The organism is Pseudomonas protegens CHA0 (assembly GCF_000397205.1).
Taxonomy (GTDB): Bacteria; Pseudomonadota; Gammaproteobacteria; order Pseudomonadales; family Pseudomonadaceae; genus Aquipseudomonas; species Aquipseudomonas protegens.
The window spans coordinates 4,704,269-4,729,712 of the sequence record NC_021237.1 but is presented as its reverse complement, the minus strand read 5'-3'; the positions used below and the strand labels follow the sequence as shown (position 1 = coordinate 4,729,712).

Annotated in this window: 24 protein-coding genes and 1 pseudogene; 11 read left to right on the top strand and 14 right to left on the bottom strand. The window is 66.6% G+C overall.

Features of this window, described 5'->3' with window-relative positions; all coding sequences use genetic code 11:
* Nucleotide 1 precedes the first annotated feature (1 nt).
* A complete protein-coding gene (locus PFLCHA0_RS20925) occupies nt 2–832 on the bottom strand; it encodes an AraC family transcriptional regulator (protein WP_015636445.1) in 831 nt (276 codons plus the stop codon).
* A 275-nt stretch (nt 833–1,107) separates the two neighbouring features.
* On the opposite strand from PFLCHA0_RS20925, the gene PFLCHA0_RS20920 reads away from it, so the two are divergent.
* The gene (locus PFLCHA0_RS20920; RefSeq protein WP_015636444.1) at nt 1,108–2,823 is read left to right on the top strand and encodes a 2-isopropylmalate synthase; all 1,716 of its coding nucleotides are present in this window, start codon (nt 1,108–1,110) and stop codon (nt 2,821–2,823) included.
* 387 nt (nt 2,824–3,210) lie between these two features.
* Here PFLCHA0_RS20920 and PFLCHA0_RS20915 read toward each other — a convergent pair whose 3' ends face one another.
* Together PFLCHA0_RS20915 and PFLCHA0_RS20910 are read right to left on the bottom strand one after the other, a co-directional pair.
* Nucleotides 3,211–3,876, bottom strand: coding sequence for an HAD family hydrolase (locus PFLCHA0_RS20915; protein WP_015636443.1), 666 nt, complete (start codon nt 3,874–3,876; stop codon nt 3,211–3,213).
* A 101-nt stretch (nt 3,877–3,977) separates the two neighbouring features.
* Nucleotides 3,978–5,633, bottom strand: a complete 1,656-nt coding sequence (locus tag PFLCHA0_RS20910) for a WG repeat-containing protein (RefSeq protein ID WP_015636442.1) — start codon at nt 5,631–5,633, stop codon at nt 3,978–3,980.
* Nucleotides 5,634–6,045: 412 nt separating this feature from the next.
* Between PFLCHA0_RS20910 and peaA the strand changes: the two genes are divergently transcribed.
* From peaA to peaD, 4 genes are all read left to right on the top strand, one after another.
* Complete coding sequence (peaA, locus tag PFLCHA0_RS20905; protein ID WP_011062401.1) at nt 6,046–7,626, top strand: quinohemoprotein amine dehydrogenase subunit alpha; 1,581 nt, start codon at nt 6,046–6,048, stop codon at nt 7,624–7,626.
* A gap of 79 nt (nt 7,627–7,705) precedes the next feature.
* Nucleotides 7,706–9,139: a quinohemoprotein amine dehydrogenase maturation protein gene (gene peaB / locus PFLCHA0_RS20900; protein WP_015636440.1), complete on the top strand. Its 1,434-nt coding sequence runs from the start codon at nt 7,706–7,708 to the stop codon at nt 9,137–9,139.
* Nucleotide 9,140: 1 nt separating this feature from the next.
* On the top strand, nt 9,141–9,464 hold the full coding sequence (gene qhpC, locus PFLCHA0_RS20895; protein WP_011062399.1) for a quinohemoprotein amine dehydrogenase subunit gamma: 324 nt from the start codon (nt 9,141–9,143) through the stop codon (nt 9,462–9,464).
* 23 nt (nt 9,465–9,487) lie between these two features.
* A complete protein-coding gene (peaD, locus tag PFLCHA0_RS20890; protein ID WP_015636439.1) occupies nt 9,488–10,606 on the top strand; it encodes a quinohemoprotein amine dehydrogenase subunit beta in 1,119 nt (372 codons plus the stop codon).
* 102 nt (nt 10,607–10,708) lie between these two features.
* Here the strand turns inward: peaD and PFLCHA0_RS20885 are convergent, their stop codons facing one another.
* The 3 genes and pseudogenes from PFLCHA0_RS20885 to PFLCHA0_RS20880 all read right to left on the bottom strand — a co-directional run.
* Nucleotides 10,709–11,107: a lysozyme inhibitor LprI family protein gene (locus PFLCHA0_RS20885; protein ID WP_015636438.1), complete on the bottom strand. Its 399-nt coding sequence runs from the start codon at nt 11,105–11,107 to the stop codon at nt 10,709–10,711.
* Nucleotides 11,108–11,144: 37 nt separating this feature from the next.
* The gene (locus PFLCHA0_RS32010) at nt 11,145–11,594 is read right to left on the bottom strand and encodes a GFA family protein (protein ID WP_225368814.1); all 450 of its coding nucleotides are present in this window, start codon (nt 11,592–11,594) and stop codon (nt 11,145–11,147) included.
* Nucleotides 11,568–12,467: pseudogene (locus PFLCHA0_RS20880) on the bottom strand (ADP-ribosylglycohydrolase family protein); the annotation flags it as partial. The pseudogene PFLCHA0_RS20880 and the gene PFLCHA0_RS32010, both read right to left, overlap by 27 nt.
* A 133-nt stretch (nt 12,468–12,600) precedes the next feature.
* Here PFLCHA0_RS20880 and PFLCHA0_RS20875 point away from each other — a divergent pair.
* The 3 genes from PFLCHA0_RS20875 (at nt 12,601) to PFLCHA0_RS20865 (ending at nt 14,536) form a co-directional block, all read left to right on the top strand.
* Nucleotides 12,601–13,059: an SRPBCC family protein gene (locus PFLCHA0_RS20875; RefSeq protein WP_011062395.1), complete on the top strand. Its 459-nt coding sequence runs from the start codon at nt 12,601–12,603 to the stop codon at nt 13,057–13,059.
* 78 nt (nt 13,060–13,137) lie between these two features.
* Nucleotides 13,138–13,941 carry an aminoglycoside phosphotransferase family protein gene (locus PFLCHA0_RS20870; RefSeq protein ID WP_011062394.1) on the top strand — a complete coding sequence of 268 codons (804 nt, stop codon included), beginning with the start codon at nt 13,138–13,140 and terminating at the stop codon, nt 13,939–13,941.
* A 277-nt stretch (nt 13,942–14,218) separates the two neighbouring features.
* Entirely contained in the window at nt 14,219–14,536 is a 318-nt protein-coding gene (locus PFLCHA0_RS20865) for a hypothetical protein (protein ID WP_041752430.1), read from the top strand.
* A 50-nt stretch (nt 14,537–14,586) separates the two neighbouring features.
* On the opposite strand, the gene PFLCHA0_RS20860 is transcribed toward PFLCHA0_RS20865, so the two are convergent.
* Nucleotides 14,587–15,912, bottom strand: a complete 1,326-nt coding sequence (locus PFLCHA0_RS20860; protein ID WP_015636436.1) for an aminotransferase-like domain-containing protein — start codon at nt 15,910–15,912, stop codon at nt 14,587–14,589.
* An 87-nt stretch (nt 15,913–15,999) separates the two neighbouring features.
* On the opposite strand from PFLCHA0_RS20860, the gene PFLCHA0_RS20855 reads away from it, so the two are divergent.
* Both PFLCHA0_RS20855 and PFLCHA0_RS20850 read left to right on the top strand, forming a co-directional pair.
* Nucleotides 16,000–16,632, top strand: coding sequence for a LysE family translocator (locus PFLCHA0_RS20855; RefSeq protein WP_015636435.1), 633 nt, complete (start codon nt 16,000–16,002; stop codon nt 16,630–16,632).
* Between the two features lie 24 nt (nt 16,633–16,656).
* The gene (locus PFLCHA0_RS20850; RefSeq protein WP_011062391.1) at nt 16,657–17,001 is read left to right on the top strand and encodes an antibiotic biosynthesis monooxygenase family protein; all 345 of its coding nucleotides are present in this window, start codon (nt 16,657–16,659) and stop codon (nt 16,999–17,001) included.
* A 4-nt stretch (nt 17,002–17,005) separates the two neighbouring features.
* On the opposite strand, the gene inhA is transcribed toward PFLCHA0_RS20850, so the two are convergent.
* Nucleotides 17,006–17,692 (bottom strand): isonitrile hydratase, encoded by a 687-nt coding sequence (gene inhA / locus PFLCHA0_RS20845; RefSeq protein WP_015636434.1) that lies wholly within the window; start codon nt 17,690–17,692, stop codon nt 17,006–17,008.
* Nucleotides 17,693–17,784: 92 nt separating this feature from the next.
* Between inhA and PFLCHA0_RS20840 the strand changes: the two genes are divergently transcribed.
* The gene (locus PFLCHA0_RS20840; protein ID WP_015636433.1) at nt 17,785–18,768 is read left to right on the top strand and encodes a GlxA family transcriptional regulator; all 984 of its coding nucleotides are present in this window, start codon (nt 17,785–17,787) and stop codon (nt 18,766–18,768) included.
* A 9-nt stretch (nt 18,769–18,777) separates the two neighbouring features.
* Here PFLCHA0_RS20840 and PFLCHA0_RS20835 read toward each other — a convergent pair whose 3' ends face one another.
* The 6 genes from PFLCHA0_RS20835 to PFLCHA0_RS20810 form a co-directional block, all read right to left on the bottom strand.
* Nucleotides 18,778–21,216, bottom strand: a complete 2,439-nt coding sequence (locus PFLCHA0_RS20835; RefSeq protein ID WP_015636432.1) for a hypothetical protein — start codon at nt 21,214–21,216, stop codon at nt 18,778–18,780.
* Nucleotides 21,217–21,230: 14 nt separating this feature from the next.
* Nucleotides 21,231–22,673 carry a TIGR01777 family oxidoreductase gene (locus tag PFLCHA0_RS20830; protein ID WP_011062387.1) on the bottom strand — a complete coding sequence of 481 codons (1,443 nt, stop codon included), beginning with the start codon at nt 22,671–22,673 and terminating at the stop codon, nt 21,231–21,233.
* 15 nt (nt 22,674–22,688) lie between these two features.
* The gene (locus PFLCHA0_RS20825) at nt 22,689–23,162 is read right to left on the bottom strand and encodes a hypothetical protein (RefSeq protein WP_015636431.1); all 474 of its coding nucleotides are present in this window, start codon (nt 23,160–23,162) and stop codon (nt 22,689–22,691) included.
* Between the two features lie 76 nt (nt 23,163–23,238).
* A complete protein-coding gene (locus PFLCHA0_RS20820; protein ID WP_015636430.1) occupies nt 23,239–24,144 on the bottom strand; it encodes an alpha/beta fold hydrolase in 906 nt (301 codons plus the stop codon).
* Between the two features lie 426 nt (nt 24,145–24,570).
* A complete protein-coding gene (locus PFLCHA0_RS20815; RefSeq protein WP_015636429.1) occupies nt 24,571–25,032 on the bottom strand; it encodes a cysteine hydrolase family protein in 462 nt (153 codons plus the stop codon).
* On the bottom strand, nt 25,029–25,406 hold the full coding sequence (locus PFLCHA0_RS20810) for a VOC family protein (RefSeq protein ID WP_011062383.1): 378 nt from the start codon (nt 25,404–25,406) through the stop codon (nt 25,029–25,031). Before PFLCHA0_RS20810 ends, PFLCHA0_RS20815 begins: the two co-directional genes overlap by 4 nt.
* Nucleotides 25,407–25,444: the final 38 nt, after the last annotated feature.

Genomic DNA, 25,444 nt, shown 5'->3' with positions numbered 1-25,444 from the left:
CTCAGCGGTAGAACTCCGAAGGCGGCGTGCCGAACTGGCGCTTGAAGGCGGCGGCGAAGGCGCTCTGGCTGTCGTAGCCGTGCTGCAGCGCCACTTGCACCACCGGCATGCCCTCGGCCAGGCACTCCAGGGACATCAGCAACCGCGCCTGCTGGCGCCAACGGCCAAAGGTGATGCCGGTGTGGCGCTGGAACTGGCGATGGAAGGTCTTGGCGCTCATGGCCAGGCAGTCGCCCCATTGTTCGGCGGTGCGGTTGTCCGAAGGGTCGTCCGCCAGCGCCTGGCACACCCGCAGCATGCGCGGCTCATGGGGCCAGGGCAGGCTGAACGGCAGCACCGGCAGCGAGCGCATCTCATCGAGGATCAGGCGCATCAGGCGGCCGTCGCGGCTGTCCGGCGAATACTGCGTGCCGACCTGGGCGGCGGCCAGGATCAGCTCGCGCAGCAACGGCGAGACCTCGATCACGCAGTCATGCTCGGGCAGGCCGGCAATGGCATCGACATTGATGAACAGGCTGCGCATGCGCACCGCGCCGCGCATGCGTACCCGGTGCTCGACGCCGGCCTGCAACCACACCCCGCGGCTGGGCGGCACCACCCAGCGGCCGGACTCGGTGTCGATCACCAGCACGCCCTCGATGGCATAGGCCAGCTGCGAGCGTGGATGGCTGTGGGCAGGTATTTCATGGCCGTTGGGGTAATCCACGGCGATGCTGGTAACCGGCATGGACAGGCAGTCGATGGACGAGACAACCAGCAGATCGGACATGCAGCGCAGCGCCTCCGCCCCGGAAGGGATCATGGGGCGCTTATCATAGGTGAAAATGTCCATTTTGCGATAATCAAAGGGCGTTTAGCGCATTACATTCAGAAGATCGCTACCTAGACTACAGATCACTCCTTGCCCGCCGACGGTTGCAACCGCCCATGAACCCCCTGTTCCTGACCCTGCTACTAGCGCTACCCCTGCCTTACGGCCGGGGTCTGCCGGTGCTGCCAGGAACCTGGCACCCAGGCTGATCTCCCCCAGACTCCGGCCTCGAAGCGCTTTCCATGATGAAAGCAGGGGAGATCCATCGCGTTCTCCATTGTGCTTTCGAGGTCAGTATGCTCGCCCATCCCCATACCAAATACCGCCCCTTTACCCCCGTGGACCTGGACTCGCGCCAGTGGCCGTCACGTACCATCACCCAGGCTCCGATCTGGCTGTCCACCGACCTGCGCGATGGCAACCAGGCGCTGTTCGAGCCGATGAACCGCGAGCGCAAGCTGCGCCTGTTCGAGGAACTGGTGCGCCTGGGCTTCAAGGAAATCGAAGTGGGATTCCCCGCCGCCTCGCGCACCGATTTCGAGGTGGTCCGCGAGCTTGTGGAACAGCAGCGGATTCCCGCCGACGTCACGCCCATGGTGATGACCCAACTGCGCGAGGACCTGATCCGCGAAACCGTACGCAGTGTGCAGGGTGCGCGCCGGGTCATCGTCCACCTGTACAACGCCATCGCCCCGGTCTGGCGGCGCGTGGTCTTCGGGCTTTCGGTGGACGAGGTCGAGGCCCTGGTAGAGCGCCATGTCAGGCTGTTGCGCGAGTTGACCGACCAGCACCCGGAAACCGAATGGGTGTTGCAGTACTCCCCCGAAACCTTCTGCATGGCGGAGCTCGAGGTGTCCCTGCGCATGTGCAACACCGCGATCCGTACCTGGGACGCCGGCCCGGGGCGCCCGATCATCATCAACCTGCCGACCACCGTCGAGGTGGCCACCGCCAACGTCTTTGCCGACCAGATCGAATGGATGCACAAGCGCCTGGAGCGCCGCGACCAGGTCACGCTGTCAGTGCACCCGCACAACGACCGGGGCACCGGCGTGGCCTGTGCCGAACAGGCGTTGCTGGCGGGCGCCCAGCGGGTGGAGGGCTGCCTGTTCGGCAATGGCGAGCGCAGTGGCAACCTGGACCTGGTGACCCTGGCCCTGAATCTCTATACCCAGGGCATCAGCCCCGGGCTGGACTTCTCCGATATCGCGGCAGTGGCCCGGGTTGCCGAGGAATGCACGGCGCTACCGATCCATCCGCGCCATCCCTATGTCGGCGACCTGGTGTTCACCGCCTTTTCCGGCTCGCACCAGGACGCCATCGCCAAGGGCTTTGCCGCCCAGGCGGCTGACGGTTTCTGGGAGGTGCCCTACCTGCCCATCGATCCGCAGGACCTGGGGCGGACCTACGACAGCATCGTGCGGGTCAACAGCCAGTCCGGCAAAGGCGGGATCGCTTTCCTGCTGCAGCGTGACCACGGCATCGTCATGCCCCGGCGCATGCAGATCGAGTTCAGCGCCATTGTGCAGAAGCTGGCTGATGCCAGTGACGCCGAGTTGAGCAGCGATGCTTTATGGGAGGTGTTCCAGCGCACCTATCTGGCGTGTGCAGAGGGCACGGCCGGCCTGCGGTATCTCGCTCATCGGTTGTTCGATGCCCCCGAGGGGCAGGGGATCGAGCTGCGGGTCGCCACCCCCGGGAACCAGGAGGCGTGCTTGCATGGCGTGGGCAACGGACCTGTCGCGGCGGCCCTGGCCGCCCTGGGCTTGCCGCTGCGCATCGACAGTTTTGAAGAGCGCAACCTGGGGGCGGGGGCCGATGCGCAGGCGCTGGCAATTGTCGAAGCGGTGTGGCCGGGCGTTGCCGGGTCACGTTTTGGCGCCGGCTGTCACGCCAATATCGTCACCGCCTCGGTGCAGGCCGTGATCAATGCCGCGGCGCGGTTTTATCCCGAGCAGGCGCCGGCATTCGTTCCCACCCAGGCATCGCTTGCGGAGCGGGCGGCTCCCTGAGTGACCCGCACCAGCAGTCGGCGCCCCAGGGGCCGGCCGCTGGAGCCCGGGCAAAAAAAAGCCCGCTGTAGCGCGGGCCAAATGGGATTCGTTAAGGAGTGATTGGCAATATAGGGGCGGCGAGGTGAAAGCACCGTGAAAAAAAAGTCGTGCAGGGATAAACCTCCAGCATCTTTGCCCAAGTCTTAGGGTGTTTTCGGATATGTCCGATATTACTGCCCCTGGAGCCCGCGTATATTCCCTCCTGCTCGCCCAGCCAAAGGGGGTACTTCGGTCTGGATGCCACTGCCGAAGTGATGGGCGAGCACCTTTTTCCCTCCTGCCGTTTCTTTCTCCCTGGCTGTTTCCTTCCCGCTTGGCCTGGCCAATATCCTCATCCCATTCCCTTCAGGGCAGATCGAGCCGGCGCCGGATCTCGGCCCACAGTTGCGGGTCGTCGAAGTCGTTGATCACGCGGTGGGCGCCGGCATCCAGCAGGGTTTGCGGGCGCTGGCTGGTGGCCAGGCCGAACGTGCAGATCCCGGCTTTTACCGCGGCTGTCAGCCCGGGTACCGAGTCTTCGAAGGCCAGGGCCTGGTCGGCGGTGGCCTGCAGGCATTCCAGGCCGCTCAAGTAGGGCAGGGGATCGGGCTTGGCCCGAGGCAACTCCTCGGCCACCAGCACCGTCTGGAAGCGCTGTCGCAGGCCCAGCACCTCGAGCATGTGCTCGGCATTGGCCCGGGGCGCGTTGGTGACCACGCACACGCCGATGCCGTGCTCCTGGGCAAAATCCAGCAGGCGCAGCAGGCCGGGCATGGGCATCAGTTGCGGGGAGAGTTGGCGAAAGCGCACTTCCTTGCGCTCGGCAAAGGCTTCATGTTCCGCCACGCTGCGCTCGGGGAACAGGTAGCGGCACATGTTGGCATTGGCCTGGCCGCTGACATGGGCTTCGAATTCTTCCTGGGTGAAGGTCCGGCCATCCTCTTCCAGCAGCAGTTGCTGCAGGGCCAGCAGGTGCAGGGCGTCGGTGTCGGTCAGGGTGCCATCAAGGTCGAAGAGCAGAGCATTGAGCATGGGACAGTTCCTGTCGGGCCCCATCCGGGCCGGTTGGCTGAATCGATCAAGCCCGCATCCTAGCAGGCTTGATCCCAACCGTGACCGGTTCGCTCGGGGCCTCAGCCCTGTGCGTTGTCGCCTTCGCCCTGGTCTTCCACTTCGTCAGGCTGCGGGCAGTAGTCCTGGGGGTTGGCCGGCCACAGCACCTGGTCATGGCCGTCGTGCACCTGTTCGGCGCCGCAATCGACCTGGCTGACCTGGAAGCTCGGAGTGCCGTCCAGGCGATACAGGGCCTTGAGGCTGCGGGACTGGTCGTCGCCCATGCCTTCCACGGCATAGCCGAAGATGGCGCCGCGGGTTTCGTCCACCACCAGTTCCTGCCACTTGCCGGGGATCAGCCGCTTGCCCTTGAGGTCGTACAGCGCCGAGGTGGCCAGGGCCGAGGTGTCGTCGGTGGCCAGCAGGTAGTGGCCGCTGTTGTCCAGGCGGATGTCGACGTACTGGCCCGGCTCCAGCAGCACCTTGCCGCTGGCGTCCATCAGGCCCACGGTACGCACCTGGGTGGCCTGGCCGAACAGGGTGGCCTGCTTGGTCGGGCTGTTGGCGGTGCTGAAGACGAACAGGTCGGCATTGATCGCGCCGATCTGGGCGTAGGTGGGCTTGAACAGCTCGACGCCCTTGTCCACATCGAAGATACCGAAGGTGGCGCTGAACACGTTCTGCAGCACCGCGACCTGGTTCAGCCCCGGTACCTGCCGGAACATTCCCAGGGGGCTGAAGCCGGCCGGGTCCGCCGAGTCGTAGACCGGCTGCACCTTCCATTGGCCCTGGCGGTCGATCAGCCCGGCCTTGCCGGAGCTGCCGTCGGCGTTCTTGGCGGTGACCAGCGCGCCCTGCTTGCCGAATACCTGGCAGGTGCCGAACTGGGCCTGGATCACGGTCTTGCCCTGGAAATCCATGTAGCCGCAGGGGCTGTCGTATTTTTCCCGGAAGGCCACCAGGCCGTCACCCGGTTCGCCCATCCAGTTGTAGGTGGCGGCGCTGATCAACTGGGCCTGGGCATCGGCCAGGGCCTTGCCCTGTTCGGTGCTGACCACCAGATGCTGGTTGGCAAAGTAGTCGATGCTGTCGAAGTCGATCTTCTTCTGCTCGCCGGTCTTGAGGTTCAGCGCCCACTTGTCGTTGCCGCGTTCGGCGATCATCCACCAGCCGCGCTTGGCGAAGTCATCGCGGACCATGCTGCTGTCATACAGGGCTTCGGTCACCACCTCGCCCTTGGCACTGAGAATGCCGCGCTTGCCGCCGATCTCGTAGACGATGAAGTCGTCGTTGCCGCCCACGTACAGATCGTCGAAGCGCGGTGGCTGAATCTGTTTGCCGCTCTGGTCGATGATGCCCAGCTTGCCGTCCTGGCCGAAGCCGAAGTAGCCCGGGGTCAGCAGCCGCAGGTCATCGGTGAAGGCGGCCTTGAGGGTCTGCTTGCCATCGGCGCTGCTGAGGTTCCAGGTACCGTCCTTGGCGAACAGGAAGGTCTTGTCCAGGGGCAGGGCGACCACGGCGTCGTAGTCGTTGTCGGCGCTGACCAGCACCTTGCCGTCCTGGTCCAGCACCGCGCATTCGCCATTGGCGCAGATCGGCATGACCATGGCCGCCGGAGCGGGGGCCGCAGCGACGGCTGCAGTCTTGGGACTGGTTTCTTCCTTGCATCCGACCAGGGTCAGGGCAGACAACGAGAGGATCAGCGAGCCGAGACGGGCACAGGCGCTTCTATCCATGAACTTCAGGTTCCTTGTAAGAGGGGAGGTGCGGCACACCCCATGGGACGGGGCAGGCAAAGCGGGGGTGATTCTGCGGCGCCGCCGGATAAATGCAAGATCCAATTGCAAAGAAAACCAGCGGTACAGCCTCGTCGCCGGCCTTGAGAGCTGTTCTGGCGCTGGCTAATCGCTGTCTCAGACTGAGACGTTTGTCTCGAAATTGAACGTCGGGTAACACCCGCAAGCCCGCCAGGGACCGGCGTCTTCGCCCAAGTCGTTGATTCCGGGTTCTTTTATAAGCTGGCACGCTCCGTGTATTGCATATCAGCAGACGTTTCTCTTGCCTCCATGACCGGGCGTGCCGGGCATGGCAGAAACCATAAAAACGACTCGCTAAAAATAAGAAAGCACCGTGGGAGGTTTGACGTTGATGAAGAGAAGACTGCGCCTGAGGCTCAGTGCCAGCCTGCTGGCCATTGCCACCTGTACCGCCTTGCATGCCCCTTCGAGTTTCGCCGCGCGGGATGCGCAGAGCATCCTCAAGGAAACCTGCCAGGGTTGCCACACCCCCGAGGCCGGGGAAGCCCTGAGCCGCATCAGCCACCAGCGCAAGACCCCGGAAGGCTGGCTGATGAGCATTGCCCGCATGCAGACCATGCACGGGCTGCAAATCAGCGATGACGACCGCCGCACCCTGGTCAAGTACCTGGCCGATACCCAGGGCCTGGCGCCCAGCGAGACCGACGGCGTGCGCTACGCCCTGGAGCGACGGCTGAACACTGTCGAGCATTTCGACGAACAGACCACCCAGATGTGCGCCCGCTGCCACTCCGGCGCGCGGATCGCCCTGCAACGCCGGCCGGCCCAGGAATGGGAGCGGCTGGTGAATTTCCACCTTGGGCAATGGCCATCCCTGGAGTACCAGGCGCTGTCCCGGGACCGGGAATGGCTGCCCACCGCCCTCAAGGAAATGGTGCCGCTGCTGGCCAAGCGTTATCCCCTCGACAATCCCGCCTGGACAGCCTGGCAACAGGCCCGCCCGCAAGCGGCGGCGCTGGCGGGGGACTGGAGCTTCAGCGGCCACCTGCCGGGCAAGGGTGAACTGGCCGGGGTGATGAGCGTCAGCGCCGGGGAAGGCGATCAGTTCAAGCTCAGCGTCAAGGGCCAGTACGCCGATGGCAGCCCGTTCAATGGCGAGGGCAGCGCGATCCTCTACAACGGCTATGAATGGCGCGGCAATGTCACCGTGGATGGCGTGGTCATGCGCCAGGTGCTGGCGGCACAGGGCAATGCACTGCAAGGGCGGATGTTCGAGGCCGAGCACGACGAGCGCGGCCTGGACTTCATCGCCGCCCGGCAAGGCAGCCAGCGGTTGCTGGCGGTGCAGCCGGGTTACCTGAAGGCCGGTGAGGAGGCCGAGGTGACCCTGGTGGGCGCGGGCCTTGCGGGCACTCCGAGCTTCGGCAAAGGGGTGGAGGTCGTGCAGGTGCTGGAGCAGAGCCCCGAACGCATCCGCGTCAGGCTCAAGGCGGCGGCCAGCGCCCAGCCGGGGCTGCGGGAAGTCAGCGTCGGCAGCCTCAAGGGCGCGACGCTGGCGGTGTACCAGCGCATCGCCGAGGTCAAGGTGGTGCCGGCATTTGCCGTGGCGCGGATCGGTGACGGCGGCGGTTCGACGCCCAAGGTACAGGGCCGCTTCGATGCCGAAGCCTGGGGCAAGGGGGCCGACGGCAAGGCCTACCGCATCGGCGTGATGCCGGCGCAGTGGAAGGTCGAGGCCTTCGACGCCCAGGCGGCCAAGGATGAAGACGTCAAGTACGCCGGCAGCATGCAGGCCGACAGCGGCGTGTTCACCCCAGGGGATGCCGGGCCCAACCCGCTGCGCAAGATGTCCACCAACAACGCCGGCAACCTCAAGGTGATCGCTGCGGTGGAGGAGGGGGGCAAGGCCCTGACCGGTGAAGGCCAGCTGATCGTCACCGTGCAACGCTGGAACAATCCACCCATTCCCTGAGGGGCGTCGAGCGATACCGACAGACACTTTCAGGCAATGACCGCAGGCCCCGAACGCGGGGCAGGCACAGGAGGTTGTAATGGGCGCAATTCTGAATCTGGTGGAGCGCAACCTGCATGAAGTGCAGGTGGACGCCAACCGCATGCTGTTCCATATCCCCAGCAGTTCGCTGTTTGCCAGCGATGCCTTGACCGGCAGCATCATCGATGCGCTGCGCGGCCCGGGCTGTACCCCGGAAGACTTGATCCAGCGTCTGGCCGGCGCCTATGACGGTGCCGACGTCAGCGACACCCTGCGCGAGCTGATGGCCCTGGAACTGGTCAGCGACGGCTCGCCCCTGACCCCGGAAATCGGCGTCAAACGGGTCGAACGCACGGCGATCAATACCGTGGTGCTCAACGTCAATACCGGCTGCAACCTGAGCTGCACCTACTGCTACAAGGAAGACCTGGACAAGCCCTCGGCGGGCAAGAAGATGGGCCTGGACACGGCCATTGCCTCGGTGGAAATGCTGCTCCAGGAGTCCCCGGACGAGGAGCGCTACACCGTGGTGTTCTTCGGCGGCGAACCCTTGAGCAACCGGCCGCTGATCGAGGCCATGGTGGACTACTGCGAACAGCGCTTTGCCGCTGCCGGCAAGTTCGTCGAGTTCGTCATGACCACCAACGCCACCCTGCTCACCGAAGAGGTGGTGGACTACCTCAACGCCCACCGCTTCGGGCTTTCGGTGAGCATCGACGGGCCCAAGACCGTGCACGACCGCAACCGCATCACCGTGGGCGGGCAGGGCACCTATGACGTGGTGCGGCGCAAGGCGCAGATGCTTCTGGAGCGCTACGACAGCCGGCCGGTGGGGGCGCGGGTGACCCTGACCACCGGGGTCACCGACCTTGAGACCATCTGGGATCACCTGTTCAACGAGCTGGGGTTTGCCGAAGTGGGGTTCGCCCCGGTGACCTCGGGGGACATCAGCAGCTTCAACCTCAGCAGCGAGGAGCTGATCGAAGTCTTCGCCAGCATGAAGCGCCTGGGCCGGCGTTACCTGGCGGCGGCACTGGAGCACCGCAATATCGGCTTCTCCAACCTGCACCAGCTGATCACCGATATCCACGAGGGCCACAAGAAGGCGCTGCCCTGCGGCGCCGGGCTGAAGATGCTGGCGGTGGACCACAAGGGCGAGCTGAACCTGTGCCACCGCTTCACCGGCTCATCCCTGCCGACCTTCGGCAATGTGCATGACGGTGGGGTCAAGCAGATGGAGCTCAATGACTTCCTGTCCCAGCGCCTGGACCGCACCAACACCGGCTGCGACAGCTGCCGCATCCGCAACCTGTGTTCCGGCGGCTGCTACCACGAGAGCTATGCCCGCTACGGCGACCCGGCGCACCCGACTTATCACTATTGCGAACTGATGCGTGACTGGGTGGATTTCGGCATCGAAGTCTACAGCCGGATCATGGCGCACAACCCTGCGTTCATCAGCAGCTACATCACTCCGCGCAAGGCTCACTGACATGAAACATCTCAAGCCGATCAACAACAAAGCTCAGAAACTGACCGAGGCCGCGGCCCAGGACCGTATCGAAGAAGTGCTGGCGATGAACTCCGTGGCCGGATGCGCCTCGACCACCGACCCGGGCTGGGAAATCGATGCCTTTGGCGGCGTCTCGTCGCTGTGCCAGCCGATGGAGGCCGACCTCTACGGTTGCTCCGACCCTTGCTGGTGGCCGGCCCAGGTGCCGGACATGATGAGCACCTACCCCGACTGGAACAAGGACGCCCAGGCCTCCAACGACAACTGGCGCAACCTCGGCACCGTCTTCCCCAAAGACAAGTAACCGGACAGCACAAGGATTCCAGCATGCGAGCTATCACAGTGTGCGGCCTGGCCGCCGGCGCGGTTCTCAGCGCCTGTTCTTTCACCGCCCTGGCCGACGAGGGCCTGGCCCTCAACAGCGGTCATGAGTACATGGTGACCACCAATTACCCGAACAACCTGCACGTTCTCGATCTGGCCAGCGACAGCCTGTACAAGACCTGCAAGATGCCCGACGCCTTCGGCCCCGGCACCGTGCAACTGTCGCCGGACCGCAAGATCGCCTACGTGCTGAACAACCACTATGCGGATGTCTACGGCGTCGAGCTCGACAGCTGCAAGCAGGTGTTCCACGCCAGCATCACCCAGCATCCGGGGGAGAAGGCGCGCTCGATGTTCGCCTTCACCGTCAGCCACGACGGCAAGGAGCTGTACACCGTGGCCAACCCGACCCTGTTGCTCAATGACCGCTATGAGGTCAAGGAGCCGCGGCTGGATGTCTACGCCACCGATGCCGGGCTCGACGCCAAGCCGCTGCGCAGTTTCCCCGCGCCGCGCCAGCTGACCATCATGCAGAGCGGCGACGACGGCACCCTGTATGTGGCCGGGCCGGACCTGTACAAGGTCGACGTCAAGACCGGCAAGTTCGAGGTACTGATCCCCAGCCGCCACTGGAAACGCCCCAACTACAGCGCGCCGGACGTGCTCTACGTGTGGAACCAGCAGACCTTCCGCCATGACTTTTCGCTGCTCTACACCGCGGCGAAGTTCAAGGACAAGAAGCAGGACCCGGCTACCGCCGAGCCGCTGTACGGGCTGTTCAGCGTCGATCTTGCGACCGGCAAGACCGAGACCACCGACTTCGGCCCGCTGACCGAGATCTACTTCAGCGGCATGCGCTCGCCCACGGACCCCAACCTGATGTTCGGCGTGCTCAACCGCCTGGCCAAGTACGACATCAAGCAGAAGAAACTGCTCCAGGCCGCGACCCTGGAACACTCCTACTACTGCATCTCGTTCAACCGGGCCGGGACCAAGATCTACCTGGCGGGGACCTTCAACGACGTGGCGATCTTCGATGTCCAGAGCATGAAGCAGATCGGCAAGATCACCCTGCCGGGCGGCGACATGGCCATCACCACGGCGCAGATCTTCGTCCGCTGACCCCGCCGCCAGCCACCGGCTCCTGTAGCAGCCGGCTTGCCGGCGAACAGGCCGGCAAGCCGTGCAGAGCCCTCACCGACGCCTTCGCGGGCAAGCCCGCTCCTACCGTGCGGGGACCGGGCAGCTCAAGTCGCCTTCCTTGCACTGCAGGTACTGTTTGAAACTCTCCACGCGGGTCTTGGTCAAGGCCGTGATGCAGTTGCTGTAGGCCACCGGATACAGGCTGCCACCTTCCACGCCCGAGGTGGAAAAACTGCACTCGGCATCGCGGAACGCCACCCAGGCGCGCTGGGCGCTGACCAGCAGCTTTTTGCTGTGTGGCTGGTCTTTCAGGCGCTGGTTGATCTGTTGGTAAAGGGCGTTCAGCTCCTTGTCCGCGGCCTTGTGCTGGAAGTTGGCGCACAGGCTCATATCGGTCTGGGTGGTGTTGTTGCATTCATAGGCCTGGGCCAATGGAGCAAGCAGCAGCGGCGCAAGGGCCAGCAACAGGATCGGACGCATGGAAAGTCTCGCAATCGGTCAATGAGGAAGAAACAGTCTAGCCGCGGCTGGGTTGCCACTCGGGCCAGCGTTGCAGCGCTTCGTCGGCCAGCCAGGGCACATCGTGGGAGGTCCAGATATGCACCTGTGGCGTCTGCCCCGGATCATCGTCCAGGGTCGCCACCCGCAGGATCACGTGGGGCTGCCCCGGGCGCTCCGCCAGCAGGTGAGAACCGCAGACCGAGCAGAAGTGCCGCAGCTTGCCCGGGGACGATTCGTAGGTGCTCAGGCGTTCCTGGCCCTGGGTCCACTGGAAGTGTTCGCGCATGACTCCGGCGGTCGAGGCAAAGGCCGCGGCGTGGGCCTTGCGGCAGGTCTGGCAATGGCAGTGGCCGATGGGCATGTCCAGGCGGTCGACCCGGTATTGCACCGCCTTGCACAGGCAACTGCCATGCAGCGGCCGGGCAGGCGCGCGACGCCGGGCGGCGGCCAGCAGGTCGTCGGCCATGGCCTGGATCTCCTCGCCCATGTGCAGCTTGGCCAGCCAGTGCGGCGGTATGCCCTGGGCCCCGTAGAAGGCTCCGGCCAACTGGCCGACGATGGCGGCGGTGGTGTCGGCGTCGTCCCCCAGGTTGGCGGCGGCCAGCACTGCTTCGGCATAGCTGTCGCTGTGCTGGAAGCACCAGAGCGCGGCCTCCAGGGAGTCGACGCAATAGCCGTTGCCGCGAATCTGGTCGCGGGTTTTATCCAGGTAATTGCCCTGGGCCAGGGCCGCGACCTTGCTCTCGCGAAAGCCCTGGGCGTCGAGCCGTTGCAGTTGCTGCTTGCTGGCACCGTCCAGGGCCTTGGCGATCAGCCCGGCCAACAGCTGGCAGCATTCGATGGCTTCGGCGGCGCCGTGGGTGGTACGCGAACTGGCCCCGGCAAACTCGCGGACCTGGGCCAGGTCGGGGTAATGGAACAGCACCACCGGCGCCAGGCGCATCAGCGAGCCATTGCCGGCGGTCTGCGGGTCGCTGGAACCCGCCAAGGGCTGGCCGTGTTCCTGATAGTCGGCCAGGGCCTGGCGCACCGTCATGCCGATATCGAAGCATTCGCCGGTGGCGCTCAGGTAGCCCCATTGCCACCAGTTGAGGTAGCGGCCCATCTGGTCGGCGGGGTCGAAACCGTCCTTGCGCAACAGGCTTTCCCCCAGGCACAGGGCCATGGAGGTGTCGTCGGTCCACTGTCCGGCCTTGAGGTTGAACGGGCCGCCGCCCAAGAGATCGGTGACCGGGGGGAAACTGCCCCGTGGCTTGAATTCCACACTGGTGCCCAGGGCATCGCCACAGGCCAGGCCCAGCAGGCTGCCACGGTAACGGTCGGTGAGGGTGAGGGGCATGGCAGGTCCTTTGCAGAGGTATTGGCGCCGGCGACAGTAGCATTTTTCGTTCTGGGCAATCAGTGGGGCCTTCGGCCAGATAAAGGTTGCGCTCGATTCAGAGAGGTCTAGTGTTCATCACTGGAGGTGGCCCATGAATTCTTCAGATCGCATCGAACGCAAGATCCTGCTCAAGGCCGACCCGGCCCAGGTCTGGCAGGCGCTGAGCGAGGCCGAACGCTTCGGCCGCTGGTTTGGCGTGGCCCTGGCCGGCCAGCAGTTCATACCCGGCCAGCGGGCCCGGGGCGCGGTGACTTACCCAGGCTATGAGCACCTGACCTGGGATGTCCTGGTGGAGCAGATGCTGCCCCAGGAGCTGTTCTCCTTCCGCTGGCACCCCTACGCCATCGATCCCGCGCAGGACTATTCGGCAGAGCCCAGCACCCTGGTCCGGTTCGAACTGGAAGAGCACGCCGGTGGTACCTTGCTGCGGGTCACCGAGTCGGGCTTCGACGGCATTCCCGCCGAGCGCCGGCTCAAGGCCTTTCGCATGAACAGCCGGGGTTGGGACGAGCAGATGAGCAATATCGAGAACTACCTGCAGCAGGGTTGAAACAGGCAGTTGCAAGCGGCACGTTGCAGAGCCAGGCCTGTCGCCTGAAACTGGCCGCTTCCCGTCTGGAGCAGCCCCTTGTTCGAAACCTATATGAAACGCTGGCGCCTGACGCCCGATGGCGATCCCATCGTCACCCCGGGCAGCCGCCTGTTGCCGGTGCGTCTGCAAGACGGTGCGCCGGCCATGTTGAAGATTGCCCTGGATGAACACGAGCAGGCCGGCAACCGGCTGATGGCCTGGTGGGCCGGGGAGGGGGCGGCGCGGGTTCATGCCCAGCAAGGCGATGCCCTGCTGATGGAGCGCGCCATGGGCAAGGGTTCGCTGATGCGCATGGCCCTGGCGGGCCAGCACGATGAGGTCAGCCATATCGTCTGCGCCACCCTGCAACAGTTGCACCGGCCTCGGGCACAACCGCGGCCGCCGCTGGTGTCGCTGGATCGCTGGTTTGCCGACCTGCGCGAGGCGGCGCCGCAGCAGGGCGGGTTGTTCCTGCGCTGCCTGGCCGAAGCCGAGCACCTGTTGGCCACGCCCCGGGAACCGGTGGTGCTGCATGGCGATATACACCACGACAATGTGCTGGACTTCGCCGAGCGCGGCTGGCGGGTGATCGACCCCAAGCGGGTCCATGGCGAGCGCACCTTCGATTTCGCCAACCTGATCTGCAACCCGGACCTGCCCAGCGCCACCGACCCTGTGCGCTTTGCCCGCCAGGTGCAGGTGATTGCCCGGGCGGCGCAGCTGGAGCCGCGCCGGCTGGTGCAGTGGGTGCTGGCCTTCAGTGGTTTGTCCGCTGCCTGGTTTCTCCAGGACGATCATCAGCCCGGGGCGCAGCACCAGCTCAAGCTCGCGGCTTTGGCCGCCCAGGCACTGGAGGGGTGAACTAGGGGTTTGCGTAAGTGCGGTATAGCGAATTTCCTACACGCGCTGTAATTCAATGCGCCTTCTGCGCACCGGGCTTTGTGTTTAATCTTCTTTCCCACAACTGCAGCGCAGGAAGCGCTCAGGATCAGGGAAGGTCGACCATTAGCACGGATGCTGCAGACAGGAAGTCATGATGGTCTTGGAAAAAACCCGCTTCGGCGGGTTTTTTTTCGTCCGGCATTTCGTGCCTGCAGCCTGGGTGCTGTGGCCACTTTGATACTTCACGCAGTGGAACATGAACGTGGCAGGTTCTTTTCAGCCCGACGCTAAGCGCGGGCTTCTGTGCAAATGGCCGTGGTTGCGGCAGATCGTTGTAGTGGGTGCGGCGCTGCTGCCCACCTTGAGCTGGGGGGGAATGTCGTGCCAAGGGCCGGATTGCCCCGGCATTCTGACGATGCTGGCATTTTTCCTGGGGGCCTTTGTCCTGGCCAATATACTTGGCGCACTGTGGATGATTGGCCGGAAGATCAAGTCGGTCTGGCGGCGCTGGCGTGATCCGAATGGCCGTGAGGCGTGCGAGCCGCCGGCCACGGATGATGCCCCCGGCCATTGACGCCGGTGAGCAGGCGCTCTTCGCCGGCAAGCCGGCTCCTGCAGGTGTGGTCAACGAGTGATTTCGTTGCGGACCTTTTCCAGGGCCTGCTCCAGCAGCGGCAGGCCGATGGAGCCCAGGGCCAGGCGCAAGGCCTGGGGCACATGGGCGGTGGTGGCGAAGGGCTCGGCCGAGGTCACCGTTACCCCCTGATGTTCCAGGGCCGCCACCACGGCATCGGCCCGCCGTCCTTCCGGCAGTTTCAGCCAGAGAAAATACGATGAGCCATAGGCCTGGTAATCGCAGCCCTTGAGCACCCTCCGGGCCAGTTGCTGGCGGCTGCGGGCATCGTTGCGCTTCTGTTCTTCCAGGCTGTCCACCAGCCCCGACTCGATCCAGCGGCAGCCCAGGGTCACGGTCAGCGACGGGGTGCTCCAGGTGGACACGCGGATCGCCCGTTCCAGGGCCGGGATCATCTCCAGGGGCGCGACGATAAACCCCAGGCGCAAGCCCGAGGCGACGCTTTTCGACAGCCCGGAAATATACAGCGTGCGCTCCGGGGCCAGGGTCTGCAGCGGCGGCGGGGCCGGTTCGGCGAGGAAGGCGTAGGCGCCGTCCTCGATCAGCAGCAGGTCATGCTCGCGGGCCAGTTGCGCCAGGCGCCGGCGTTCGGCCAGGGGCATCACCGTGCCCAGGGGGTTGTGCAGGGTCGGCATGCAGTACAGCGCCCGCACCGGGCGCCGGCGGCACAGGGCCTGCAGGGCGTCGAGGTCCATCTGGCCGTTGTGCTGGGGCAGCGCTTCGAGGTCCAGGCGATGGACCTGGGCCAGGGTCTTGAGGCCGGGGTAGGTCAGGGCGTCCACTGCCAGGATGTCCCCGGGCTGGAGTAGCGCCAGCAGGCTCACCGCCAGCCCCTGCTGGGCGCCGTTGACGATCAGCACCTGCTCGGCGGCGACGCGGATCTCGCGGTTGCGCAGGTGCCGCGCTGCGGTCTGGCGTTCATGGGGGCGGCCGCCCTGGGGCGCGGAATGCAGCAGGGCATCCAGGTCGCCGGAGGCGGCTATCGCCCGCAGCCCCTCGCGCAGGCTTTCCGCCTGGCCGGGCAGGGACGGGTAGTTGAACGCCAGGTCCACCGAGGCGGCGCTGGCCGGGTGCTGTTCCAGGCCCATGCCCCGGGGCAGGCTGGTGTCGCGGACAAAGGTGCCGCGCCCGGGCTCGCCCACCACCAGGCCGATGGCTTCCAGCTCGTGATACACCCGCAGCGCCGTGGCCAGCGCCACCTGCTCGCTGGCCATCAGCGCCCGCACCGTCGGTAGCTGAGTGCCTGGGCACAGCTGGCCGGCGCGGATGCGCTGGGCGAAGTGATCGACGATGGTTTTGTAACGGGTACGGCGCATGCTCGGCCACCTCATGTATCTAGAACACTTTTTTGTTTGTATCAGGCAGGCGTCCTAATCTAGCGGCTTTTGCGCAGGAGCGCTCACATGCCGGACCTTTCCACCCTGTCGATCTTCCTCGGCGCCGTGCTGCTGTTGCTGCTGTCGCCGGGACCCAACATGGCCTTTGTCATCAGCCACGGCGCAGCCTATGGCTGGCGCGGTGGGGTGGCATCGGGGCTGGGGATCGGCGCAGCGGATATCGGCCTGACCCTGCTCACGGCCACGGGCGTCACCGCCGTGGTGGCCAGCTGGCCGCCGGCGTTCGACCTGATCCGCTATGCCGGGGTTGCCTACCTGTTGTGGCTGGCCTGGAAGGCCCTGGGCCAGCGGGGGGACCTGGACCTTGCCGATACACCCCGGGTGCCGCTGGCCACGGTGTTTGTCCGGGCCCTGTGCAACAGCCTGCTGAACCCCAAGGCGCTGCTGTTCTTCATGGTGTTCCTGCCGCAGTTCGTGCGCCCCGAGCACGGCAGCATCGCTGTGCAACTGGTGGTCCTGGGCTTGCTGCTGACCCTGGTCAGCGGGGTCTTCCATACCAGCCTGGGGATCTTCGGCGCGGCCTTGCGCCGTGGCTTGCCCGGCAGCGATTCGCGGCTGGCCCGCTGGCAATCCTGGCTGCTGGCGGCGGTGCTGCTGGCCCTGGCCCTGCGCCTGGCGCTGCTGGCGCGGCCGCTCTGATTCATCAGCCAATGGAGTTTGACCATGTACATCGCCGCCTTTATCTACCAGCCGGGCCAGCGCGACGAGGAGTTCCACCGCCTCAGTGCGCTGATCGACGAAATCGCCATCAGCCTGCCGGGCTTCGTCGGCGCCCAATCCTGGACCAGCGCCGACCAGGGGCTGATCAACGCCAGCTATTACTGGGAGGACGAAGCCTCGATCCAGGCCTTTGCCAGCCACCCCAGGCACATCGAAGCCAAGCGCCAGTACCGGCGCTGGTACGCCGGTTATCAGGTGGTGATTTCCAGGGTCGAGCGCACCTATGGCGATGGCGCCATCACCCAGTTGCTGGGCAATGCCCGCCAGGGCCCGGTGCGCCGTGCCTGAAAGCTCAGCCGGCTGCCAGCCGCGCGGCCGCGCGCAGGGTGATTTCCCGGCGCTTGTGCAGCGAGTCCGCGGCGCGCTGGCGGGCCTGCTGCACCACGCTGGCGGGGGCGGTATCCGAGCTGCCGGCATTGAACGGTGGCGCCGGGGCGTACTCCAGTTGCAGCTGTACCCGCTGCGCGGTGGCGGCGTCGAACAGTTCGGCGGCCAGGGTCAGGGCGAAGTCGATGCCGGCGGTGATACCGCCGCCGGTCAGCAGGTTGCCGTCACGCACCACCCGCTCATGCACCGGTATCGCCCCCAGCGGCGCCAGCAGTTCGTGGTAGGCCCAGTGGGTGGTGGCGCGCTTGCCCTGGAGCAGGCCCGCGGCGCCGAGCACCAAGGAGCCGGTGCACACCGAGGTCACGTAGCGCGCCCGGGCGGCCTGCTGGCGGATGAACGCCAGGGCCTGCGGGTCTTCCATCAGCGCCCCGACCCCGGTACCGCCGGGGATGCAGATCACATCCAGCGGCGGGCAGTCGGCGAAGCTTGTGGTGGCCTGCAGCACCAGCCCCGAGCTGGCCACCACCGGCCCCGGCTCCTTCCAGATCAGGTGCACCTGCACATCCGGCAGCGAGGCCAGTACGTCGTGGGGACCGGTCAGATCCAGTTGCTGGACCTCGGGGAACAACAGAAAACCTATCTGCACTGCCATTGCCTGTTCCTTGTGTCGATGAAGTGGACGGCTTGACTCTAGCGCTCTAGGATTTGGCGCATACGCCAACCAGCCCTCGATTTACGCCAACCATGCCCACTGCGCCGAAAAACGTGTTTGTCCTGGCCTTCGCCAATGCCCAGTTGCTGGATGTCAGCGGGCCGCTGCAGGTGTTCGCCTCGGCCAATGACCGGGCCCGCGGCCTGGGCCTGCCCTTGCCCTACCACCCGCGGGTGATTGCCAGCCCGGGCGGCGCGACCCTCAGCTCCTCGGGGCTGGCGCTGCTGGCCGAGCCGCTGCCGCTGCCGCAAGAGCCCTGCGACACCCTGATCGTTGCCGGTGGCTGGGGCGTCTACGAGGCGGCCCGTGATCCTGAACTGGTGGCCTGGGTGGCGGCCCGGGCTGCGGCGTCACGGCGGGTGGCCTCGGTCTGCACCGGGGCCTTTCTGCTGGCCGCCAGCGGCTGGCTGGACGGGCGCCGAGTGGTCACCCACTGGACCCGCTGCGAGCAGTTGGCCGAGCAATATCCGCGGCTGCAGGTGGAGGCCAATCCGATCTTCATCAACGATGGCCCGGTGTGGACCTCGGCCGGGGTCACCGCCGGCATCGACCTGGCCCTGGCCCTGGTGGAGGCCGACCTGGGGCGCGCAGTGGCGCTGGAAGTGGCGCGGCAACTGGTGGTGTTTCTCAAGCGCCCGGGGGGCCAGTCGCAGTTCAGCGTAACCCTGTCGCTGCAGAACCAGGGTGGGCGTTTCGACCGGCTGCACGCCTGGATCGCCGAGCACCTGGACCGCGAACTGACGCTGCCGGTGCTGGCCGAGCAGGCGGGAATGAGCGAGCGCAGTTTCGTCCGTCACTACCGCGCCGACACCGGCCAGACCCCGGCCCGGGCCATTGAACTGATCCGTGTGGAATGCGCCCGGCGCCTGTTGGCCGACAGCACCCTGCCGATCAAGCGCATCGCCGCCCAGTGCGGTTTCGGTAGCGAGGAAACCCTGCGTCGCAGCGTGCTGCGGGCCCTGGGCGTGACGCCCCAGGCCTACCGCGAACGCTTCGCCAGCATTGCGCAGCCCTGAGCGCGGGTTTCAGCCTTCTACCAGGCTCAGTTGGCCGTCGGCATACAGCACTTCGCGGCCGATCCAGGCCGGGTCTACCTGGGGCAGTACCGCCGAGGGCTTGCGCAGTTCGCGCAACAGGGTCGAACCGTGGGACAGGCGCCCGCCCATGCGTGCGATCACTGCCCGGGCCTGCTGATAGTGGGCATGGCGCCCGGGGTCGAGGGTGTCCTCCAGCAGAATGTCGACCCCCAGCACGCCCTGGACCTGGCCCGGGTAGATCATGAACCCCGCCGCCTGCTCGCTGCCTTCGCGGCCGTCCTGCCAGAAGCTGCCGCCACGGTTGCGCACCTGCTCATGGGGGGCGAACCAGTAGCCGCGATCAGCCTCGGGCACGGCGTGGTGCAGGCGGAAGAAGATCCGCATCAGGTTGTCCCGGTACCACTCGCGCACTTGCAGGTAATAGCCGCGCATGCCCGGCAAGCCCAGGCGGTGGGCCAGGGTGATGGCCGGGCTCCAGTGCGGGAAGGCTTGCAACGGCAACTCGGCGCACTGCGGACGCGGGGTGCCTGGGTCGGTTTCCCAGGGCAGGCGATGGGGGCTGTTGTCCAGGTTGTCGTAAGCGGTGGGCGGGCGCCCCAGCAGCGCGCCGCCACTGCTGGCCAGGGCGGTGGCGATACACAGGTTGCCCTGCACCACGAACACATAGAAGCGGCTGAACCAGTCTGCCAGTTGCTGGCCGTCGGCCCCGGCGGCGCGCAACTGCGCCAGCTCCCGGTCGAAGCGCCGCAGGCCCGGCTCCAGGCTCAGCAGGTGGCCGCGGGCGATGTGCTGCATGCGCAGGAACCGTGGCAGCGAGCGCAACAGGCGCAGGGGCCGCAAGGGCAGCTGCGGGGTGGCGCCGCCCACCTCGCCGGCATAGCTGGAGGAGGGCAGGCCCCAGTCGGCCAGGCGCGCCAGGAACAGGTCGTTGTTGATATAGGAGGCGCCGCCGAACACCGCGGTGAAGGGTTCATTGTCCTGCAGTACACGGGCGTCCCAGCGCGCCATGATCGCCGGAATGCTCGCCGCCGCCCGGCGCTGGCCGTACTCGACGAAACGGCTGGGTTGCGGTGGCAGGATCTCGGCGATATTGGCCGCGGTCAGGTGCCGGCGCCAGCCGTAGTCGCTGATGGGGCGGTACTGCAGCAGCCACAGTTGCTGGCCGTCCCAGGCCCATTCCACATCACCGGGCACGTAGTGGAAGGTCTTGAGCACCCCTTGCAGGAAATCCCACAGGGCGCTGGCGCTCAGGCCCCGGGTGGTGGCGAAATGGCCGCTTTCCCAGGCCGCGCCCAGGCGTGAAAGGATCGCCCGCTGCGGGCTGACCTGACCGTCGGCAAGGCTTTCCAGATGGCCCTCGACCCACTCCAGTTCCACCGCCAGGTGACGGACGAAGGCGATCCCCGACAGGGTCGGCTGGATAAAGCGCTGCACCACCACTTCCTCGACCCCGGCATCGCGCAGTTCGCTGATGCGCCCGGGCACTTGCTCGCTGGCCACCCGCAGGTAAGTGGTGCTCAAGCCGGCATTGGCCGAGTCGGCCTGATCCTCGCCGTAGCTGGAGGAACGCACCGCCCACAGCGCCGCAGGCTGGCTGGCGAGCAGGGCCGGCAGCTGCGGGTCGCTGGCGCTGTCCAGGGACAGGGCGCTGGGCACCGGCTGGCCGGCCAGCTCCGCCAGGCGCAGGCGGCCGCCCTTGGTGTGGGCGACGAAGCCGTTGTCGGCGGACTCCAGCCAGTCGACGAACGCCGTCGGCGCATCGATCCAGGGGTAATGGCCCCAGCCCGGCCGCAGGCTGACCCGCAGGTCGGCCCGGGCCAGGATGGCCGACCAGGCTGCGGCCTGGGCAATCCCCAGCAGCCGGTCCTGGTCGCCCCAGACCAGTTGCACCGGGTCCTTGATCCACTCCAGCAGCGGCAGCGCGGTATCGGCCCGCAGTTGCTCCCACAGCGGTACGAAGGCCCGGCACCGACCATAGCCGGCGCCCATGCGCCGGTACTGCTCCTGGCTCCACGGCTGGCGCGAGAACTTGCCGGCAAACCACGTCGGTTTATGGCTGAGCAAACCGTGAATCAGCAAGCGCGCGGGCAGCGGCGACATCAGCGCCGGCAAGCGCCGTTGCCAGAGAAAGGCCCCCACCGGCGACAACAGCACACTGCGGCAGAAGTGCCCCGGGCGGCGCTGCAAGGCGTGCAGCACGATCAGCGCGCTGACCCCCACCGCGACAATCCCCTGGCCCGGCTCGGTCATGCCCAGCAGGGCCTCGGCGTATTCACCCAGGTCCTGGCAGGGCGGCAGCGGGTTGTCGCCAAACCCCGGCAGCTCCAGGGGCTGCACCTGATAGCGCTGGAAGTGCGGCAGGGCATCGTCCCACCAGTCGGCGGCGCTGCCATTGCCCGCCAGCAGGTACAACAGGGGCTTGCTCATGGGCATTCCTCAGCTCAGGTCAGGTCGCGCAGGGCGGCGTCCAGGGTCGGGTAACGGAAGCGGTAGCCGGCCTGCAGCAGGCGCGCCGGCACTACCTTCTGGCCATCGAAGAACAGCTCGGCCATCTCCCCGGCCAGGGCCCGTACCGGCGCAGCCGGCACGTGCAGCCACACCGGGCGCTTGAGCACCTTGCCGACAGTAGTGGCGAAGGTGCCCTGGCTCACCGCTTCCGGCGCCACCATGTTGTAGGTGCCGGACAGGGACGGGTCGTTCATGGCCCGGGCCATCACCTGCAACACGTCGTCGCGGTGCACCCAGCTCATGATCTGCCGGCCATCGCCCATGCGTCCGCCAAAGCCGAAATGGAAGGGCATCAGCAATGGCTTCAGGGCGCCGCCGGGACCGAAGACGATCCCCAGGCGCAGCACCACCTGGCGCACGCCGAAGCGGGTGGCCGGTTCGGCGGAGGATTCCCAGCGCGCGCACAGGTCGGCCATGAAGCCTTCGCCGCGCTCGGCGTTTTCATCCAGGCTCTGGCTGGCGTCGCGCACGCCATAGAAGCCGATGGCCGAAGCCTGGATCCACAGCTCCGGCTTGTGCTGGGCGTGTTGCAGCCAGTTGAGCAGGGCTTCGGTGGTGCCGACCCGGCTGGCCAGCAGTTGCGCCTGGCGCTTGGCCGACCAGCGCGGCCCGGCCACCGGGGCACCGGCCAGGTTGATGATCACGTCGAAGGCTTCGCCGTGGCCCAGCTTGCTCAGCGAGCGCAGGCAACGGGCGCGACCGTCGAACAGGTAGGCGGCGCGCAGCGGGTCCCGGGCCAGCACGCTGACCGTGTGCCCGGCATCCAGCAGTTGGTTGACCAGGGTCTCGCCGATAAAACCGGTGCCACCGGTGACCAGCACCCGCTTGCCGCTGCCACCGGCAAAGGGGTTGGCGCCCTGGCCCTGGCGTTGCAGGCGCAGCGCCGCCAGGCCGTCGCGGATGCCCGAGGCGGTGACGCCCACGGCGAACAGGCTCAGGGCCCAGCCCTGCCAGCCCAGGTCGATGGGATTCAAGGCACTGGGCAGGCGTGACCATTCCAGCAGTTGCAGGCCGTACAGGGCGAAGAAGGCCCCGGCGTTGATCGCCAGCACGGTGTGCATGATGCGTTCGATGGCCGGCAGCTTGCGGCTGCGATCCTCGACCACGAAGTCCCACAGGGTCAGGCCGATTTCCAGGGCGAACAGCAGGGCGATCACCAGGGCCCAGATGCCCTGGAACGCCAGGTGGGCGATGCCCATGAACAGCACGCCGTAGAAGCACGAGCGCAGGGCATGGATGCTGAGCTCCTTGCGGGCGCTGTGACGCTGCGGCAGGGCCACGGTGAGTTCGTGATGGTAGAGAGTATCCAGGGCGCCGAGCACGCCCTGGGCGAGCAACAGGGCGATAGCCCACTGCAGGATTGGCAAATCAGCCACGATGGTGAAGTCCTTTTACGAGGGAAGACGAGAGGTACGGCGGTCGTGGCGCTGCAGCCACAGTAACGGCGGCAGCAGCACCAGCAGGGCGAAGCTGTCGATCCACAGGTGGGCGGTCATGTTCATCTGCCAGGACAGCCACATGTCTTGGGGCGCCCACAGCACAATCCCGGCCATCAGCCAGGCCCAGGCGGCAGGGGCCCGCAGGCGGTTGCCCAGGTGCACCAGCCCCAGCAGGAACAGCGAATAGCTTTGCAGGGTGGCGCCGAACAGCCCCAGCCACCAGATCTGCTGGGCCCGGGCCGGTGCCGGCGCGGCGGCGCCCCAGAAGGCCTGTTCGATGCCCGCGAGGTAATCGTTGAACAGGCCACTGTGGCCGGCCCAGGTCAGCAGCAGCCCGGCCAGCAGGTGGCCGGCGCCGACGGCATACAGCCAGAGCACCAGGGCCCGGCGCAGGCCGGGTCGGGGAGAAGCGGCGACGGATAACATTCCATGTCCTGTGGGGGGATCGAGGCCGCGAAGTGTACCGATTTTTTCCGGCCCATGGCGTGCGCCGGCGCCCATCTCAGGGCTTGCCGAGCAACTCCAGCAGCGCGTCGAGGGTGGCTTGCGGCGCTTCCTGGGGCAGGTTGTGGCCGATCCCCGGGAGGATCCGCCGCTGATAGGGCCCACTGAACAGGCCGACATCGGGGTCCGGCTCGGTGGCCGGGCCGACGCCGTCGTCAGCGCCGCACAGGGCGATGGTCGGCACCCGGATCGGCGGTTGCGCCTCCAGCGCCCGCTCGATGCTTTCCAGGCCCGGGTCGCCCGGCACATAGCCGAAGCGATGACGGTAGGAATGGATCACCACCGCGACGAAGTCCGGGTTGTCGAAGGAGGGCGCGCTCAGGCCATAGAGCCCGGGCCCTTGTTTCCAGGTTGGCGACCACAGGCGCCACAACAGCTCGCAGAATTCCCGGCGGTTGGCCGTCAGGCCGTCCACCCCGCGCTGGGTATTGAAGTAGTACTGGTACCACAGCCGCAGCTCGGTCTCCGGCGCCCGGGGCTCGATGGCCCGGGGAATGTCCTGGATGTTGTAGCCGTCGGCGCTCATCAGGCCCTTGACCCGCTGCGGCCATAGCGCCGCGACGATGCACGCGGCGCGCCCACCCCAGTCGTAGCCGGCGAGGGTGGCCTGGGGCAGGTGCAGGGCGTCCATCAGCTCCAGCAGGTCCCGGGCCAGGGCCCCCTGCTGCCCGGAGCGCATCACCTGTTCGTTGGCAAAGCGCGTCGGGCCGTAACCCCGCAGGTAGGGAACGATGACCCGATAGCCGCGCTCGGCCAGGGGCGGGGCGATCTCGTCGTAGGCCCGCACGTCGTAGGGAAACCCGTGGAGCAGGATCACCGGCTCGGCGTTGCGCGGGCCATGTTCCTCATAGGCGATATGCAGGTTGGGGGTGCTGACCTGGTGCAGGGAGGCTGGGCTGGGCATGACGACTCCGGATCCGGTGGGCCGGGAAAAGCTAGCGCAAAACTTGCGTGCTGTCCTCAAGCTGCAGCGGCATGCAGCCCGTGGGCGTCGCGCCAGCAGCCGGCGGATGTCTTCCAGGGAACTGTGGCCCTACGGTTCGGGGCCCTTGATGTGCACGTAGCAGCGCAGGCCGACGCTGAAGCTCATGAGGGGCCTGGTGAGGGAGCGCGAATGCGGACTCTAGCGCTGTGTGGCCCGCAAGATCGCCTTCGCCGGCAAGCCGGCTCCTACGCAACGGTGCTGCCACTTGACGGCTGTATGCGCTGGCTTGCCAGCGAAGAGGCCCGCAAGATTGCCTTCGCCGGCAAGCCGGCACCTACGCAACGGCGCTGCCACCTGAGGGCTGTAGGAGCTGGCTTGCCAGCGAAGGGGCCCGCAAGCCGGCCCCTAGAGTTCGTCGCTGCGGGCCAGGTGCCTGAAGTGATGCCGCCACAGGTCGATGCCCAGGCCGCCGCTGCGGTCCAGGGACGAACCCACGGTCAGGTCGGTGAGCAGGGTCGGCTGCAAGCCGGCATCGAACAGGGCAAAACCTGCGGCCAGCACGCAGGTGTCGGTCTGGATACCGCACACCAGCACGCGCTCGGGGGCGAGGCTTTTGAGGTGCTCGAGAATCTCCGTCGTCGGCCCGTAGCCGTGCTTGATGAAGACATTGTCGGCGGCCACCAGGCTCTGGTCATCCACCGCCGGCTGCCAGCCCAGTTGCCGGGCGAAGGGCGTGCGGCTTTCATCATGGCGCTCCACCGTGGCCACCGAGGGCATGCGCCCGAGCAGGCGGTTGATGCCGTCCACCAGCCACTGCGGAGGGTTGAAGCAGGGTTGCACGTCGATGATCAGCAGCACCTGGTTCATGACGCTTGCCCCAAACGGGCCGGCTGGCGCAGGCCGATGCAGTTGCCCCAGGGGTCCTGCACCTGGCAGATCGAGTCGCCGCCTTCAATGACCATGGGCCCGCGATACAGGCGCCCACCCAGCCCGGTCAGGCGCTGCACCTGGCCGGGCAGATCGGCGACCTGCCAGTACACCACCGTGCCCGCCGGCCCCTGGCCGACCTTGGCGTCGCAGGGGACGATTTCCAGGGACAGGCCCGCGAGCTGCAAATGGCCGAAATCATCCGGCTCGTGCAGGACCCGGCGGGCCTGGGGAAAGGCCTGGGCGTACCAATGGGTGGCGGCACGCCAGTCGGCGGCATGGATCATCACGGCGATGATCGGCGAGTCGGGCATGGGGCGAGTTCCATTTCTGTCGGGCACCAAGGGAAGAG

Excerpts from the sequence above, each read along its gene's own strand:
- qhpC (WP_011062399.1), top strand. The coding sequence starts at position 9,141 with ATGAAACATCTCAAGCCGATCAACAACAAAGCTCAGAAACTGACCGAG.
- PFLCHA0_RS20850 (WP_011062391.1), top strand. The coding sequence starts at position 16,657 with ATGTACATCGCCGCCTTTATCTACCAGCCGGGCCAGCGCGACGAGGAG.
- PFLCHA0_RS20885 (WP_015636438.1), bottom strand. The coding sequence starts at position 11,107 with ATGCGTCCGATCCTGTTGCTGGCCCTTGCGCCGCTGCTGCTTGCTCCA.
- PFLCHA0_RS20815 (WP_015636429.1), bottom strand. The coding sequence starts at position 25,032 with ATGAACCAGGTGCTGCTGATCATCGACGTGCAACCCTGCTTCAACCCT.
- peaD (WP_015636439.1), top strand. The coding sequence starts at position 9,488 with ATGCGAGCTATCACAGTGTGCGGCCTGGCCGCCGGCGCGGTTCTCAGC.
- peaB (WP_015636440.1), top strand. The coding sequence starts at position 7,706 with ATGGGCGCAATTCTGAATCTGGTGGAGCGCAACCTGCATGAAGTGCAG.
- PFLCHA0_RS32010 (WP_225368814.1), bottom strand. The coding sequence starts at position 11,594 with ATGGCCGACGACCTGCTGGCCGCCGCCCGGCGTCGCGCGCCTGCCCGG.
- PFLCHA0_RS20860 (WP_015636436.1), bottom strand. The coding sequence starts at position 15,912 with ATGCGCCGTACCCGTTACAAAACCATCGTCGATCACTTCGCCCAGCGC.
- PFLCHA0_RS20920 (WP_015636444.1), top strand. The coding sequence starts at position 1,108 with ATGCTCGCCCATCCCCATACCAAATACCGCCCCTTTACCCCCGTGGAC.
- PFLCHA0_RS20875 (WP_011062395.1), top strand. The coding sequence starts at position 12,601 with ATGAATTCTTCAGATCGCATCGAACGCAAGATCCTGCTCAAGGCCGAC.
- inhA (WP_015636434.1), bottom strand. The coding sequence starts at position 17,692 with ATGGCAGTGCAGATAGGTTTTCTGTTGTTCCCCGAGGTCCAGCAACTG.
- PFLCHA0_RS20810 (WP_011062383.1), bottom strand. The coding sequence starts at position 25,406 with ATGCCCGACTCGCCGATCATCGCCGTGATGATCCATGCCGCCGACTGG.
- PFLCHA0_RS20855 (WP_015636435.1), top strand. The coding sequence starts at position 16,000 with ATGCCGGACCTTTCCACCCTGTCGATCTTCCTCGGCGCCGTGCTGCTG.
- PFLCHA0_RS20910 (WP_015636442.1), bottom strand. The coding sequence starts at position 5,633 with ATGGATAGAAGCGCCTGTGCCCGTCTCGGCTCGCTGATCCTCTCGTTG.
- PFLCHA0_RS20820 (WP_015636430.1), bottom strand. The coding sequence starts at position 24,144 with ATGCCCAGCCCAGCCTCCCTGCACCAGGTCAGCACCCCCAACCTGCAT.
- peaA (WP_011062401.1), top strand. The coding sequence starts at position 6,046 with ATGAAGAGAAGACTGCGCCTGAGGCTCAGTGCCAGCCTGCTGGCCATT.
- PFLCHA0_RS20925 (WP_015636445.1), bottom strand. The coding sequence starts at position 832 with ATGGACATTTTCACCTATGATAAGCGCCCCATGATCCCTTCCGGGGCG.
- PFLCHA0_RS20825 (WP_015636431.1), bottom strand. The coding sequence starts at position 23,162 with ATGTTATCCGTCGCCGCTTCTCCCCGACCCGGCCTGCGCCGGGCCCTG.
- PFLCHA0_RS20840 (WP_015636433.1), top strand. The coding sequence starts at position 17,785 with ATGCCCACTGCGCCGAAAAACGTGTTTGTCCTGGCCTTCGCCAATGCC.
- PFLCHA0_RS20835 (WP_015636432.1), bottom strand. The coding sequence starts at position 21,216 with ATGAGCAAGCCCCTGTTGTACCTGCTGGCGGGCAATGGCAGCGCCGCC.
- PFLCHA0_RS20865 (WP_041752430.1), top strand. The coding sequence starts at position 14,219 with ATGAACGTGGCAGGTTCTTTTCAGCCCGACGCTAAGCGCGGGCTTCTG.
- PFLCHA0_RS20915 (WP_015636443.1), bottom strand. The coding sequence starts at position 3,876 with ATGCTCAATGCTCTGCTCTTCGACCTTGATGGCACCCTGACCGACACC.